Source organism: Alkalihalobacillus sp. R86527 (assembly GCF_042466185.1).
Taxonomy (GTDB): domain Bacteria; phylum Bacillota; class Bacilli; order Bacillales; family Guptibacillaceae; genus Guptibacillus.
In genome coordinates this window covers 542,712-557,683 of record NZ_JAXHBW010000001.1, presented here as the reverse complement: position 1 = coordinate 557,683, position 14,972 = coordinate 542,712, and the positions used below count along the sequence as shown (strand labels likewise).

The 14,972-nt window shown below is 38.2% G+C and carries 13 protein-coding genes; 3 read left to right on the top strand and 10 right to left on the bottom strand.

The window, feature by feature from the left end:
* Nucleotides 1-133 precede the first annotated feature (133 nt).
* On the bottom strand, nucleotides 134-1,585 hold the full coding sequence (locus SJY16_RS02910) for a cell wall-binding repeat-containing protein (protein WP_377887574.1): 1,452 nt from the start codon (nucleotides 1,583-1,585) through the stop codon (nucleotides 134-136).
* 265 nt (nucleotides 1,586-1,850) lie between these two features.
* Between SJY16_RS02910 and SJY16_RS02905 the strand changes: the two genes are divergently transcribed.
* From SJY16_RS02905 to SJY16_RS02895, 3 genes are read left to right on the top strand one after another with little or no spacing between them, the layout of a single operon-like run.
* Nucleotides 1,851-2,507, top strand: coding sequence for a GntR family transcriptional regulator (locus SJY16_RS02905; protein WP_377887573.1), 657 nt, complete (start codon nucleotides 1,851-1,853; stop codon nucleotides 2,505-2,507).
* A gap of 13 nt (nucleotides 2,508-2,520) precedes the next feature.
* Nucleotides 2,521-3,879, top strand: a complete 1,359-nt coding sequence (gene gabT / locus SJY16_RS02900; RefSeq protein ID WP_377887572.1) for a 4-aminobutyrate--2-oxoglutarate transaminase — start codon at nucleotides 2,521-2,523, stop codon at nucleotides 3,877-3,879.
* Nucleotides 3,880-3,891: 12 nt separating this feature from the next.
* Nucleotides 3,892-5,283, top strand: coding sequence for an APC family permease (locus SJY16_RS02895; protein WP_377887571.1), 1,392 nt, complete (start codon nucleotides 3,892-3,894; stop codon nucleotides 5,281-5,283).
* A gap of 131 nt (nucleotides 5,284-5,414) precedes the next feature.
* Here SJY16_RS02895 and SJY16_RS02890 read toward each other — a convergent pair whose 3' ends face one another.
* From SJY16_RS02890 to SJY16_RS02850, 9 genes are all read right to left on the bottom strand, one after another.
* The gene (locus SJY16_RS02890; protein ID WP_377887570.1) at nucleotides 5,415-6,515 is read right to left on the bottom strand and encodes a plasmid pRiA4b ORF-3 family protein; all 1,101 of its coding nucleotides are present in this window, start codon (nucleotides 6,513-6,515) and stop codon (nucleotides 5,415-5,417) included.
* 180 nt (nucleotides 6,516-6,695) lie between these two features.
* Entirely contained in the window at nucleotides 6,696-7,526 is an 831-nt protein-coding gene (locus SJY16_RS02885; protein WP_377887569.1) for a nuclease-related domain-containing protein, read from the bottom strand.
* A gap of 198 nt (nucleotides 7,527-7,724) precedes the next feature.
* Entirely contained in the window at nucleotides 7,725-7,922 is a 198-nt protein-coding gene (locus SJY16_RS02880; RefSeq protein WP_377887567.1) for a hypothetical protein, read from the bottom strand.
* 67 nt (nucleotides 7,923-7,989) lie between these two features.
* A complete protein-coding gene (locus tag SJY16_RS02875) occupies nucleotides 7,990-8,883 on the bottom strand; it encodes a CPBP family intramembrane glutamic endopeptidase (protein WP_377887566.1) in 894 nt (297 codons plus the stop codon).
* Nucleotides 8,880-9,638 (bottom strand): ABC transporter permease, encoded by a 759-nt coding sequence (locus tag SJY16_RS02870; RefSeq protein WP_377887565.1) that lies wholly within the window; start codon nucleotides 9,636-9,638, stop codon nucleotides 8,880-8,882. The genes SJY16_RS02875 and SJY16_RS02870 overlap by 4 nt, the downstream gene beginning before the upstream one ends.
* A 3-nt stretch (nucleotides 9,639-9,641) precedes the next feature.
* On the bottom strand, nucleotides 9,642-10,391 hold the full coding sequence (locus SJY16_RS02865) for an ABC transporter ATP-binding protein (RefSeq protein WP_377887564.1): 750 nt from the start codon (nucleotides 10,389-10,391) through the stop codon (nucleotides 9,642-9,644).
* 4 nt (nucleotides 10,392-10,395) lie between these two features.
* The gene (locus SJY16_RS02860; protein WP_377887563.1) at nucleotides 10,396-11,295 is read right to left on the bottom strand and encodes a thiopeptide-type bacteriocin biosynthesis protein; all 900 of its coding nucleotides are present in this window, start codon (nucleotides 11,293-11,295) and stop codon (nucleotides 10,396-10,398) included.
* Entirely contained in the window at nucleotides 11,288-13,801 is a 2,514-nt protein-coding gene (locus tag SJY16_RS02855) for a lantibiotic dehydratase (RefSeq protein ID WP_377887562.1), read from the bottom strand. Before SJY16_RS02855 ends, SJY16_RS02860 begins: the two co-directional genes overlap by 8 nt.
* Nucleotides 13,802-13,811: 10 nt before the next feature.
* On the bottom strand, nucleotides 13,812-14,939 hold the full coding sequence (locus SJY16_RS02850) for a site-2 protease family protein (protein ID WP_377887561.1): 1,128 nt from the start codon (nucleotides 14,937-14,939) through the stop codon (nucleotides 13,812-13,814).
* Nucleotides 14,940-14,972 lie beyond the last annotated feature (33 nt).

The following is a 14,972-nucleotide window of genomic DNA, read 5'->3' as shown; positions in this document are numbered from 1 at the left end:
GAAAAATGTCAAAGATGACATAATTACCATTCCAAGAAAGTTTAATTTTAGATATATCACCATTTACTTCCTATAACTCCCGACAAAAAAACGAGCTGCTAAACACAGCTCGTCTATCACTTCTCATCGTTTCTTATTCTAAGCCCATAATATCATTCTCAACACCTGGTCCAACCGCTCCATTGCCACCTAAGATCGTGTAGAAAGTCGTGTTTTCTTCTATAAAGAATTTCTTAGTCGATGTTGGTAGACTGCTTTTCTTAGTCAAAATCGTTGGTTCCCCGAATTTGGCTGCTAGAACAGAACCTGTAAGAGCATCGGCAAATCCTTCTCCAGTCGCAAGGAATGCCCCTCTCGTCGGCAAGTTGAGTTCCTTCGTAATGGAAATCGATGTTTCATAACGATCTTTTCCTTTTAAACGTGTTGGTGACGGAAGCTGTTTTTTCACGTTCTCACTGATTGCTCCAGTACCACCGACCACATACGTCTTCGTGTAAGAAAACATTGCATCCTTCGTTGCCTTTGAGAGCTCGTTTTTCTCTGTTAAGAAGATTGGAAGTCCATACATCGCGGCATAAGGTGCGATTGAAAGTGCATCTGGGAAGTTCCCTCCATATGCTACGACTGCCTGATGTGTTGGTAAAAGGGTTTCTGAGATTGCAGCGGCCGTCTCATAACGGTTTTTTCCTTTCAACCTTCTAACTTCTAGCCCCATTTTATCTCGTAACTCGTTCTCGACCTTCGCCGAAACAGCTCCCGTCCCTCCAAGAATTGTAACCTTCTTCACACCGAAATCTACTATCAAATCACGCACGCGACTATCAAGTTTTGTTTTAGGTGTTAATAGAATCGGAGCGTCTAATTGAAAGGCAAGTGGTGCCCCTGCGAGCGCATCCGGGAATGTTGAACCAGTTGCCAGTACAACATTATCTGTTCCTTCTGGCCAACCATATTCTGCTATCTCAATCGCTGTTGCATAACGGTCTTTTCCAGAAAGACGCTCGATGTATTTGGTGTTAAAAGCAGAAAGAGCATACATACCTTCTGTGCCTCCGCCATTCATATCAATAGCTCCTATGTAATAGGTTCCTTCTGGAATTGTATAGACTTGAATCTCCACACCGTCATAATAGTCATAAAGATCAGGATCGAGCCATTCTCCTGATGCATTAGCAACCAGATAACCAAGATCTACACCAGGTTGTGAAGAACCTGCAACGACAAGCTCGATAGGGTTGTTGATCTTCATTCGATACATATCTACATCATCGACGTCGAACGTACCGTAGACCACATCCTCCATGTGAAGGATATTCGCTTGATTGAAATTATCATTTGGTTCATTCTCGTAATAGTCACCTAGCGTTTTGATACTTATTGGATCCTTTGCAAGCTTTTGCTTTAGATGCGATTCAATCTTCTTTTTCTCGTCTTTAGAGAATGAGGTACTTTTCTCCTGTTTTACTTTTGTTATTTCTTCTTTCAATCCTTTTGGACTATTACTGGCTGCAGATACATCCCCTGTCCATGAAAACCCACTAACTAATAGAAAACCAAACAAAACCCACGATAAAGCCTTTCTCACTTGCACATCCCCCGCCTCTATTACCAAATTGTGTAACCTAAAACTCATTATATAGGCGCTAAGAAACATAATCCATGTAAGGTACTGTCGAACGATGATTTAGGTATTTACTACCATTATTTGGTTCGACAAAAACCGGGTGGTGACAGGCACCAAGTTTCACTTTTCTGAAAATACTAGAAATTTAGAATACATTGCGTTATCATGGCTACTAACAATGGAAATTGTATACAATATCCGAACACAATTCGAAAGGGATCACAAAATGACAAAACAACGAAACGAAGAATTAGCCTATGAAAAGGTGAAGAGAGCAATCATGCTCAAGAAACTAAACCCAGATCAACGAGTAACTGAAGATTGGTTAAGTCAGGAATTGAAGATGAGTCGCACTCCTATACGTTCTGCCTTCAAACGCCTTGAAAATGAAGGACTTCTTACACTTATCCCTCATCGAGGAGCGTTTGTTTGTAATCCTTCTGATAAAGAGCTACAGGATGTGTTTCATCTAAGGGTCGTCATCGAACGATATGCTGCTCAATTAGCAATCGAAAACATGACAGAGGATGATGTCGTTCACATGGAGATGTTATTAAAACAGGAGCTCGAAGCGTACGAATCAAAAGACTTCGAGGCATTTCTACAAATCAACTGCCTCATTCATTCGTATCCTGCCAAACTCTCAAATAATAAATTTCTACTCCAAGAGATTGAAAGACTTAATCAATGGTCAGATTGCTACCTGATTTTGAAAGATGAATTTTATACGATTCCAATCGAAGATGCGAAGTCCATTCCGGAACACAATGAGATTGTTGAAGCTTTTCGTAAACGAGATGTAGATAAGATGTGCGATGCGATTGAAGCCCATTTGCTATCTACTCTCGACGATTTATCTGAACGCAAATCACTATTCAGCTAAGGAGAGATTTAATATGAGCCATGCATCGATCAACACTCCACTTCCAGGACCAAAAGCTAGTGAACTATTAGAACGTCGACGCAACATTGTCCCTGACGCGGTGAGTTATGGCATTCCTACTTTTGCAAGAGCAGCAAGTGGCGCAAAAGTAACGGACGTCGATGGCAATACGTTTATCGACTTTGCTGGAGCAATCGGCACAATTAACGTTGGTCACTGCCATCCAAAAGTTAAAGAAGCCCTTCATGACCAAGTCGATAAATATATTCATACAGGATTTAACGTCATGATGTACGAGCCTTATATCGCGTTAGCTGAGAAGTTAGCTGAGTTAGCTCCAGGTTCACACAATAAAAAAGTCCTCCTTCAAAACAGCGGGGCTGAAGCAGTAGAGAATGCCGTGAAAATCGCTAGAAAATACACAGGACGCCAAGCAATCGTCACTTTCGCAAACGCTTTCCATGGGCGAACGCTCATGACGATGTCGATGACAAGTAAGGTGAAGCCATACAAGTTTGGATTCGGGCCGTTTGCACCTGAAGTCTACAAAGCCCCTTTCCCTTACACATATCGTCGCCCAAATAACATGACCGAAGAAGAGTACAGTGATTTCATGATCGAACAATTTAAGGACTTTCTATTAAAAGAAGTAGCTCCGGAAACAATCGCTGCCGTAGTGATGGAACCTGTTCAAGGTGAAGGCGGATTCATCATACCTGATAAAGCTTTTGTAAAAGTAGTAAAAGACTTGTGCGCTGAACACGGCATTCTTTTTGTTGCTGACGAAATTCAGACTGGCTTCGGTCGTACAGGAAGCTACTTCGCTTCCGAGCACTTTGACATCGTCCCAGACCTCATCACCGTCTCGAAATCCCTTGGTGCTGGAATGCCAATAAGCGGTGTTATTGGAAGACAAGAAGTGATGGATGCCGCAAACGGCGGGGAACTCGGTGGTACGTACAGTGGAAACCCTCTAGCTTGTCGAGCTGCTCTCGCTGCAATCGATATTATTGAAGAAGAAAAACTGAATGATCGAGCCACTATCATCGGTCAAAAAGTTAAAGATACATTTACAGCTTTATCTGAAGAAATAGACTGTATTGGCGACATTCGCGGGATTGGTGCCATGGTTGCGGTTGAAATCGTGAGCGATTTAGAAAAGAAAACACCAGCCAAAAGCTTAGCATCCCAAATGATTTCTACCGCCCAACACCAGGGGCTTCTCGTACTCGGTGCTGGCGTCCACGGAAATGTCATCCGCTTTCTCATGCCGCTCGTTATTTCAGATGAAGAGCTTGATGAAGGCTTATCGATCATTGAAAACGCTGTGCGTTCTGTCTGGAATAGCACAGTCGTTACTTCGAATAAATAGGAGGATTCAAGTATGGAAGAAGAACAAAAGTTAAAGAAGGTTCTGTCGAGGTTCGACCTCCTCTTCCTCGCACTAGGAGCCATGCTCGGTTGGGGATGGGTGGTGTTATCAGGAACATGGATTACATCTGCAGGCTCATTTGGAGCCGTAATCGCTTTCGCGATCGGAGGATTCTTGGTCATCTGCGTTGGACTGAACTACGCCGAACTCGCCTCAGCCATGCCAAAGGCAGGCGGAGAACACGAATATGTTCACAGAGCACTTGGCGAAAATATGTCTTTCATCGCTTCATGGGCTATAACACTCGGATATGTTTCGGTCGCAACGTTTGAAGCAGTAGCACTACCTACCGTCATCGACTACCTTATCCCAGATTATCAATCTGGCTATTTATGGACCGTCGCCGGATGGGACGTCCATCTGAATTGGGTGTTGATCGGAACAGGAGGAGCGCTCATCATCACAGCGCTCAATTACATAGGTCTTAAGCAAGCAGCTGCGATGCAAACGTTTTTCACGATCGTCATTATTGGGGTTGGATTACTATTGATCTTCGGATCTGGTTTACACGGCGATCCATCGAACCTTGCTCCCACTTTCGTTGGAGGAGCAGGCGGTATCATGGCTGTTCTCGTCATGGTACCATTCTTATTCGTCGGATTTGATGTCATCCCGCAAGTTGCAGAAGAAGCAAACTTACCGCAACGGCAAATCGGCATGTTCCTAGTTGTTTCCGTAATCGGTGCGATCTTGTTTTACCTTGCGATTGCCCTTGGCGTAGGTCTCGGACTTAATCAAGAACAACTAGCTGTCACTGAACTCGCTTCCGCTGATGCGATTGCAAGCTTATTCGGATCAGATCTATTCGCTCAAATCTTAATCATCGGTGGTGTAGCTGGTATTATCACGAGTTGGAACTCCTTCATCATTGGAGGAAGTCGCGTGCTTTACGCAATGGCAAAGTCCGGTATGCTCCCAGCATGGTTTGGACGTCTACATCCAAAGTTCAACACGCCTTCAAACGCCGTGCTGTTCATAGGGGTGCTATCCATGCTCGCACCTCTTCTAGGAAGATCAGCGCTCGTTTGGATCGTCGATGCCGGTGGACTAGGAATCGTCGTCGCTTATTTCCTAGTCGCTCTCTCGTTCATAGTTCTCCGCAAAAGAGAACCGAATATGGAGCGTCCGTTCCGAGCATCAAAATCTCCGGTCTTTGGCTACCTTGCTCTCGTGCTAAGTTTCGGATTCGTAACACTCTATCTACCAGGAATGCCAGCCTCTCTCATCTGGCCTTACGAATGGATTATGTTCGCAGCTTGGTCATTAGTAGGGTTGTTTTTCTTTATGAGGATGAGGAAAGGCGTTTATAAAGAAGTAGGAACAGATAAGAGTGAAACATTCTAAGGTGCCTGGTACCCCCCGCTATATGTCGAATAGCTTCAGCCTAGGCTGAAGCTATTTTTCAAGTTATTATTCTATTGAACGTCATTAAATTGATTTGACATAAACTCGGTGGTAACTGTCACTTACAACCATCAATGCTTCAACCGCCAGTTAATCTCTCTTAAATCAAATTTCTCATAGCCCTGCATCTCTCCCCAGTTCACCATATGCTCATGGTCTGGGTGGCTCTCATCATCAATAATCTTAAGGAACTCTTCATAGCCACCTTCTCCACCAACATCTTCAGGAGGAGCGTTTCCTTCACCGTCATTGCAAATCGGATAATTGACCTTGTAATCCTCAACCACTCTTTCGACTTCAATTACATGCTGCCAGTCGTCACCAAAGTCATAGTTGTAAACGATTCTAGCTGGAAGAAGATCAGACAGCTTGACTCCAGTTTCCATTTTCATTGGTATATCGCCTTGATATTCGTAAGCTTCTTCATCACATACTAATTGCAAAATAGGTTTGTCCTTGTTAATAGGTATCACATTGTTAGTCTGGTAAAGAGGATAAATACTAAAGTCGTGGAGATGACTGTCATGCCAACCGAATGCATCCTGTAAGATGTTATGTAGCCTCGTGAAGGTAGTATTGGTTGGTATAGTTAACTTCCTCCATACCGAATCGTTTACAAGTTGTAACGTTACTTTCATTTCCACTGCTTGAGAATGAAAAATGGATTGGCCAGTCAGTTCTTCTAAATCTTTGTACATTTCCTCATGCGGCTTCAAATAACGATTCTTTCCGTTGCCTATCAACATACTGCTAATCCTCATGCTCAACTCTTCCTGTACCAGTTCTTCCTCATTAATCATATCCTCGAAGTACGATACATTTTCACATGCTTTATTCAGTTTTCCTACAGACTTTCTATCTTTTGTTTTGGAAATGGACATGTCACCAAGTTGGTTAACGTATTGTGAGATAACACCCTCTTTAATGCCCTCTGCACGAAAGACTTGCTCGATGGCTTGTGGAATGAATCGATCAAGTTTCTTCATAATATTAGCTTTCACACCGTAAAGGACAATAACATAATAATTATGATCATTAACTAACACTAGAGTCTTCTTCCTTCCTAGCTTTATCATATTAGCATGCCACGAAAATAGTGTATTTTCCTCTGGGCGTTCAGCAGGAGTTATTTTAAGTTCGTCTAATAATTTTTTCGTGCACTGAATTAGCATAAAAATGCTCCTTTAACTTTACTTGTTATAAGTATTGCATTGAATTTTTCAGGTTCTTTTTATCACACCATGATAGCAACAATTTAACATGACAAGCTATTCAATCAAACGTTTGTTTACTATTAGGACAAACACCATTCGACATCAAGCGAGCTACATCGGGTGGTGCCTGTCACCGAGTCACCGAATTTGCGCATAAAACCCCTCAGAATAGTCCCGATCACATTCCAACAGTAACCCTGCTATCTTCTCGCTCGTCTTTCTCGTAATCTTCCCGGGTTCCGATTTCTTCACATAATGAATAAAGTCATGAGTCCTAAAGATCGGACACTTATCATCTTGTCCACCCATCCAAACACCTTGAGCGTTTGTCATAATCACGACCGGCTCAACTTTGAAGTAATGTCCTCTACTCTTTAAGAACTTCCTGAGATGATTCGCATGATAAATTGATTGTCCCTGGGGATTCTTAACGATTGTTTTCTTCGTAACATTTCCTCTACTATTGTATGGATACCATAGCCATCCATCTCGGTGTGGATAGAATCTACCAGTGATGTCTTTGGTTTCAATACAATAGATTTTATCAGGGCCGATCAAAACATGATCGATCTGTGTGCCGTTTCGACCGTTTGGAATAACAAGATCATTTAGCAGTGTGAATGAATCTGGTAGCCAACCTTCTATAACATCCGACACCTTACTTTCCCCTTCCTCTCCTGGCTGGATTTTGATATGATGATTCAACTTCTTTAGTTGGGTTCTTTGCTCTCCACATACCTTTCGTAAGACAAGCTCTCTACCTAGAAACCACCCTAATATAAAACCGATGGGGAAAATAAATATTAAAGCAATTCCTACTGCCATCATCCAAAGAATAGATTGAAAGAGTAGATCCCTCTTATGTTCGCGTTTGACCCGTTCGATTTCCCCTTCCAACCTCCTTTTCATAAACAGTGATTCTTCCCTAGTCTTCTGAAGTATCGTATCCCTTTTTGCAACCCTTGCCATACCGTCACCTTTTCTGAATTAGTATGTAATACATCTAGCATTTTTCTTAATATGTATTCATCATTATATACTTCCACACCTGAAAATTGTATATATATTCCATTTAACAATGAGGTTTTGAACTTTAAAACAAACACAAAACGAGCCACACTTTATTGCGGCTCGCTCCTTGAAAGAAAAGGAATACATTCTTCCATTCTACATAAGTTGCTTTTCTTTTTTCTTAGCGCGGAGAGAGATAATAAGTAAAGGTAAACCAGCCATCATACTAACCATAAAGCTCCACATAACGTAACTCCATTCATTAGTAACGAATGCAAGAATTATGAAGAAAATGAGTTGTCCAAACAATACAAGCAATGATGCAATTAATCCAATAGTAGTGTTTCCTTTCATCGAAACAACCTCCTCTTCTTTATAAACTCTAGTAGCTTAAATACTTCTATAGTAAAAGAATGGTTCATTAACTTTGACTTACACTGAAAGAAGGTTGAGATGAAACTTTCTTTCTTTTGGAATGAGTAATTATGATCATAATGATTGTCATCACACTAAGTAAGATGATTGATAGAAGGCTTTCTTCAGGTCCAAATGTTCCACCAAACATTAGAGAAGTAGAGTCTCCTGTTTTTACTTCAATTAAACTACTTGGCTTTTCACCACTAACAGGAAATCCAAAGATTGTCCCTTCACCAACATTCCACATAAAGTGAAAAGCAATTGGCAACGTTAGACTCCCAGACTTATACTTAAGCAAAGCCATTAATACTCCAAAAAGTAACAAACCGGTAAATGCCAATATGGAAAATCCAGTATTAAAATAATGGGTTAAGGAGAAGAGTGCTCCCTGTATTAAAACAGCAATTGGAGTAGCCATTACATTTTGCAACTTTGATAATAGGTAACCTCTAAAAAGTAATTCTTCTGAAACAGATACACAAGTATGAATAATAATGGCTGGGATCAGCCCCTTTAGTACCCAACTCATCACTGATAGAGGAGGCAAATAAATTTTTTGTCCTAAATTTGTGAACAAAATAAATAGAATTAATTGTATTACCATTCCAAGCAATAGACCTAACAATAATAAAGAGAAAATGTTATTTTCTTTTATCTTTAATCCGAAGTTTGGGAAACAATTTATGTTTCTATACCAAATAATCATAAAACCTAGTAAACCTAACAGTTGTCCGATACGAGCAAAAACATCTGCAAGGAGAGGAGAGTTAACAATAAAACCTATGTTCCCGAAGACGAAAGCAAAAACAAAAGAAAAACCCATAGCTAATAACAGAAAAAGCGTTAACTCAGTTACTTCTTTAACTTTAGACTTTTGTTCAGCCTGAAGAGAAATCATACACTTTCCCACTTAAAGGTTAATTTTGCAATAAAGAAGAATAAGATGGTACATCCACATATTGCCATTAAGTTAGTAGGAGTAGAATATAATGGACTACCATTCTCAAACATTATGGAGCGTATTAAATCTCCTAAATATGTGAAAGGGATGAACATCGCAACCTTTTCAAAAGCCTCTGGCATAATGGTAAGCGGCAGAAGAACCCCACTAAAAATCAACAAAGGAGCAGAAAATCCGCCTAATAAACCTCCCGCTAATTCAACGGATTTAAGAATACCACCAAAAATAAAACCAAGGGACAATATCATTGCCATTCCTAAAAGAGATACTGCAAATAGAACAGGTAAAAGTTGAACTTCAAACATATTCATTGCCAGACCAATTAATAAGAAGATAATGATTTGTAGTATAGAAATGATGAATCGAACAGCAATTTGTGAAATGAGAAAGGTACTTTTGGACAGGGGAGTTACTTGTAATAAGCGAAGTGTGCCCTTTTTTCTCATTTCGATCAATGGAACAGAGGTTCCAAAAAGTCCTGTCGAAAGCAAAGCAAAAATTAGTATTCCAGGAAACATAAACTCAACGAATGAGAGACCAGATTGGGATTTTGGGATAACTTGACCCATAATTCCAAACATAGCTAAAAAAAACAAAGGAAAAATGAAAATAAAAAAAGATGTTTTCGGTTCTCTAATTAATTCCAAAAAGCCTGTCTTTACCAGTTTTTGAGTTCGTTTTTTAGTTGCCATTACTCAGTCCACTCCCATCCGTAAGTCAGTACCTGTGAGGTTTACAAATGCATTATCCAAAGATTGATTGTTTTTCTTAGCGTATTTTTGAATAATGGCTTTTGGATGATCAGTTGCAACAATTTTTTTATCATATAGGATCGAGATTGAATCACATAGTTTTTCTGCTTCTTCCATATAGTGAGTTGTCAATAAAATCGTTTTCCCTTGCTTTTTGAACTCTAGTATTAAGTTCCAAATAAGCATCCGAACTTGCACATCTAAGCCAGAAGAAGGTTCATCCAGCAGCAGGATTTCTGGATCTCCAATAACAGAAACTCCAATAACTACTCGCTGCTTTTGTCCACCAGACAACTTACGTATTTGTTTGTTTTCAAGCTCCGATAATTTTAATTTATCAATTAAAAAATCCACTGATAAGCTATTCTCATAGAAACTTTCAAAAAGCTCAAACGTTTCACGAACAGTTTGTCTTTCAAATAAGGCTATTTCTTGAGGCTGAACTCCGACATGTTCTTTCATTTTTTGGAAAGTTCGTACTGCCCCATTTCCATCATAGATTGTCGCAGTTCCTGAATCAGGTTTCCTTAAACCAACTAAACACTCCATGAAAGTCGTTTTTCCAGCTCCATTCCTCCCAAGAATCCCATGAATACTTCCTCTCTCAATCTTAAGGTTTACACCTTCCAGGACGGTGTTCTTATCATATGATTTCCAAAAATCTTTTACAGTTAGAACTTCTGAATTACTCACTGTATCACCTCATCAATTGTTTTTCTCTAAGATTTGTCAGCAGCAAAATAGCGAGGTAAGCTTCTTCAATCGTCCAAACACCAAGCCTGTTATTCATCATGTGTATATAATGAAAGCAATATTTTTCAATATTTTCTGAAATATCTTTGTAAGTACTTAATTTATCAATACTTTTCTGAAGTTCGTTGCTGAATTCCTTATAAGCTACTTCAATAGATTCTGGTAGCGAGGCATTCAGCATAATATTGAGAGTTTCAATTCTACTATGTGCAGCAGTTTGTAGTGAATCTTTATACGATTTACGGGCTGGATTAAACAATACTCCAGACCAGTAATCAATATAATATTCCAAAAATATCTCTTTTCTTTCCAATTCAACACATTTATCGATAAATTGTTGCATACATAATAGAGCTAGCTGATAACGATCAGTTTCCCCTCTATTCAATTGAGGAATGACTTTGATAATAAATTCACTTGAAGCGTGAAATATGTTCTCTGCAATCGTTATTCCTATTTCTTCGCCATATTTATCAAGCTCAGGTTCATACATAGAAAGCTCATAGTGCAAGGAATCAGTGCCTGACCCTTTTGTAGGAAATGAATCGATAGGTAAAATTCTTTTTTGTACGGGGACATCTTGACTCAAAACATCATTTCCTTTGATCTCAAATAACTCTTCCAGGTACGATGCGATAGCATCAAAGTTTTCTATATCTGTTAAAAATCTAATTCTAAAATGGTAGCCAGTCTCATCGAGATATTTAATAAAGAACCACTTTTCACAATCGAAATTTTCCGTTATAGTTTCTGCTGCTTCCTTCACTACTTTTTCCGTAAATACATCACTGTATTTTTCATGAGGTAAGTAAACTTTATAATACATCCATTCTAACTCATTCATCAAAGCACCTTCCTAAACTCATAAATTCTCCCACAAAGACCTCGCCTTCAGAATTTCTTAAAGCGCTACTCGATATATTAGGCAATGATTCGGTAAATTCTAAATATGTGGTGGAAGAGTTTACTTTTTTATTTAACATTTCCAAACAATATGGACTATTGAAATGCATCCAAATTGGCTTGTGTCCGTTCGTTTGAGAAGTGTCACTTGATTGTAGGGTTAAATACGTTTCTTCTGGAATGTTATGGTTCAATCTAAACGTATTTATTCGTTCAAAATAATCAACATCACTTTCTGTGTTTTGCTTTAGTAGAATTTTATCTACAGGAACAATCCACCTTGCTCGATTATAGACAACGTTTTTTTCTTGGTATCTTGGAACATAAGTTATCTCTTCAAATGTTCCATAATCATTCCATGGGCGTGGGTTTATTCCGAAATCGGTATTTGTGATCCATGGATTTACTAAGTTCAATAATATTCCAATCGGTCCTACTAGTAAGTACTGTGGAGTGGTACCTAGGTACACCGGTGATACTGTGTTTCCATGATCGTCAGATAGATCTAATGTGTTTGTATCTTTATTGTAGGAAATCATAAGTTGCTCGATATTTAATACATCCTTATTCGGTTCCATATACGGAAATGTTGCAACATCACTAATTGCAGCGTCTAAAACATCATAATTTTCCTGAAGGTTTGACCAATCACCACCCGGACTAAATTCCATCGCATTACTTTGTGGAAACAAGCCAGATATCCATTTATTCAATTGATCTTTATAAGTTCTATCTAATAACGAATTAAAGCGGGCATAGACACTTCCCAAACCATTTGACACTTTATTAACCACTATTAAATAGTTCTCTTCTGATAGTTCACCTTCCTCATTAGCTGCCAGTTGAAAATAGATATCAGATGATGGTACAGCATGTGATGTTCCAGAAACAGTTAAATTGTTCTCTTCCTCAGAATTTAATTGATCTCGTGAATCTTGAACCATCCTCATGTATTCCTTTTGATTGGCTAAGGTGAAAATAAATTCTAATAGATTATGTTTTTTATCTGCATCATAATGATCGATAAAGTATTGAGTAATTTTATGATAAAGAGGATTTAGTTGAATTTTAGTAGATACTTTCTGATGAAGATCCTCTAAGTCTATTTGCAATTTGGAAGGTAAAAATATGTTATCGATACTAGACATAACATCTTCATAAACAAAATTTATAGATCTTAACCATCTAGGTTCTTTGCAATTTAATACATCATATATGCCGTAGATATTGTTCTTAAGCTCTTGGATGATAGCAATTCTATCTTGAGCAGAAATACTAAATTCTGCTAATTTTTCATATGCTTTGTCTGCTTCCCTAAGTAGGCTCTTTAACGATTGCACTTGCTCTGATTCAGATTTTATCGGTAATGCTAATTTAGTAAATATGTTTCGGTGATCCGCATCAGAAGGAATCGGAAGAACTGGGCGTAGTACTTTTGAAGAAATCAATGTTTTTTGATAAAATTTTAATTTCTTTTCATCTATATAATTGGATAGTTCTGTTAAGTAGAAAGGTTCTGTACGAAACCTCGTTGGCAAGTCTTTAATAATGGTAATAAATCTTTTATTTTTGATAACTTCTTCGTTTTTCCAAAAGAAACCATCAGTGTTCAAGTAATTATTCTTTATTAGAGCATCTTCATTATTTACATTCACAATTGGATTAAATTTAAATTTAAAATGATCTTGAAAAGTAACACCAATCGCCTCACCAATTGAGGAGATAAGCGCTTTATTTAGTTTCATAGAGTTTCGTTTATGTGTATTTTCTTGATCGATTTCAAATGGGGGAGCATTCTCTTGTTCCAAAGGAATGGATTTCACTTGAGTCAACGTACTAAAAGGGCTGGTTTTCACAGTGCTCCGTTGTAGATAAGAAAAAGCAGTTTTAGATAGGTTGGAACGAATTTTCTTTAAGTCCTTTGTATTCTTCAAAACACCTTTTGCAAAGTCTTCACTGGCAATTGCGATTCCCTTCATTAATTCTTCGGACCTATCACTGGAAAAAAACTCATTAACCCTTTCAATACTCTTAGCAGTCTCATCTCGATATACTTCATTCAGTTCATCGTGTAAATCAAGTATTTCTTCATTCAATTGGTACCATTTTCTCAATCGTTCTGAGTTAGTTTCATCTAGATATAAGCAAAGTTCATCAATCAATGGAAGGTTCGCCCTAAAGGATCTGTTATTATAAATATCTCTTTTAAATTTAATCGTTTTACGTAATAACTTTTTCTCATCGCCTACTTTAGGCACCAAATCAAACAGTAGATCAATCACAATAGGTTTAATCTTTTCTATCTCTTCTTGCTTAGCATATACTTTTTGATGTATTTCTCTAGATTGCAGTAGCAATAATTCTTTCATTAAGGATGTAGGTAAAGAACCTACGCGGGTAAGTAAAAAATCTGCTGTTTTAACATTTGTAGATGTCGTAGTATACATTCTTTACCTCCTAAAACATATTTGTGATGAAGCTTGAATAAAACAAAAGGATAGAAAGGATAAATGAAGTGATGTACAGTGTTGATACGATTGCATAACCAATATATAACACTTCTTTTTTTGAAGTTAATTTCCTTAAATAAACCGGTCTCTCTTTGTTAAGTAAGACTGATCTCATGTATTCAAAGCTGTGCTTACGTAAATTCATGTCTTTCACAAAGCTTTCTATTGCTCTGTAGAGATCACTTGGGAAAAAGAGATTGCAATTTATTGCCAATATAAACAATTGAAAACCCACCAAAGAGTATGCGATGGTTTGAATGTCACCAGATTGGGTTACTATGATTATCGATGAAATTGATAGAGCCATAATGTCAAACAACGGGCCAGCCAACGCAATCAGTGCTCTAGAACGGTTTGGCAATCTGTATGTATCCGTTAGATCAACATAAGCTACTGGCAGTACATAATATAACAACCCTACTCCCATTTCCCTTAATTCTCCTCCATATCTTTTACAAGCGATTGCGTGAGAAGATTCATGAAACGCCATGTGGAGGATTAACCATGGAATTACATAAATAAAGATAGGGTATTTCAACGCGGGAATATTATTGTAAACTTCTATGTAATTTATAAGAACAGATATTATAAAAGATAAACCTCCAATTGCAAGAACACCTATTAGTATGAAAGAAATTAGATTCACTTCATTAGATGTTGATGGTATCCAAGAAAATAAACGGTTTCCCTTTGTAGTTCCTGCTTTCAAAAGTGGACGTTTCTTCTTTCCTTGCCGTAAATTCGTTTCGTTCTTTATGAGATCATTTAAATGGGCATTGCTTCCTTCTTGGTAAATGATGATTCCTTTGGAAATCATTTGATCAATAAAATCCTTTAATTGTTCATAGACATCGTTGATGTTAAGGTCTTTAGCACGGCAGAATTTGGTTATTAATTGATCAATCGAAGAGCTTTCCTTTTGAAGCTCTTCAATTAACTGAATTGCTGATTGCCCCATACGAAAATATTTTTTCGTTGAAGTAAAGTACATCATCGATTCATTATTATTTTGAAAAACAGTGATATCTGGATTAACAGCTAACTTCTCAGAGTACACTGGAGAATTACTGTTCATATTTTCACATCCTTATCTAAAGAGCATATCAAC

What these genes read in the sequence shown, in the direction of transcription:
- SJY16_RS02905 (WP_377887573.1), top strand. Translation starts at nt 1,851, where the DNA reads ATGACAAAACAACGAAACGAAGAATTAGCCTATGAAAAGGTGAAGAGA.
- gabT (WP_377887572.1), top strand. Translation starts at nt 2,521, where the DNA reads ATGAGCCATGCATCGATCAACACTCCACTTCCAGGACCAAAAGCTAGT.
- SJY16_RS02895 (WP_377887571.1), top strand. Translation starts at nt 3,892, where the DNA reads ATGGAAGAAGAACAAAAGTTAAAGAAGGTTCTGTCGAGGTTCGACCTC.
- SJY16_RS02890 (WP_377887570.1), bottom strand. Translation starts at nt 6,515, where the DNA reads ATGCTAATTCAGTGCACGAAAAAATTATTAGACGAACTTAAAATAACT.
- SJY16_RS02885 (WP_377887569.1), bottom strand. Translation starts at nt 7,526, where the DNA reads ATGGCAAGGGTTGCAAAAAGGGATACGATACTTCAGAAGACTAGGGAA.
- SJY16_RS02880 (WP_377887567.1), bottom strand. Translation starts at nt 7,922, where the DNA reads ATGAAAGGAAACACTACTATTGGATTAATTGCATCATTGCTTGTATTG.
- SJY16_RS02875 (WP_377887566.1), bottom strand. Translation starts at nt 8,883, where the DNA reads ATGATTTCTCTTCAGGCTGAACAAAAGTCTAAAGTTAAAGAAGTAACT.
- SJY16_RS02870 (WP_377887565.1), bottom strand. Translation starts at nt 9,638, where the DNA reads ATGGCAACTAAAAAACGAACTCAAAAACTGGTAAAGACAGGCTTTTTG.
- SJY16_RS02860 (WP_377887563.1), bottom strand. Translation starts at nt 11,295, where the DNA reads ATGAATGAGTTAGAATGGATGTATTATAAAGTTTACTTACCTCATGAA.
- SJY16_RS02855 (WP_377887562.1), bottom strand. Translation starts at nt 13,801, where the DNA reads ATGTATACTACGACATCTACAAATGTTAAAACAGCAGATTTTTTACTT.
- SJY16_RS02850 (WP_377887561.1), bottom strand. Translation starts at nt 14,939, where the DNA reads ATGAACAGTAATTCTCCAGTGTACTCTGAGAAGTTAGCTGTTAATCCA.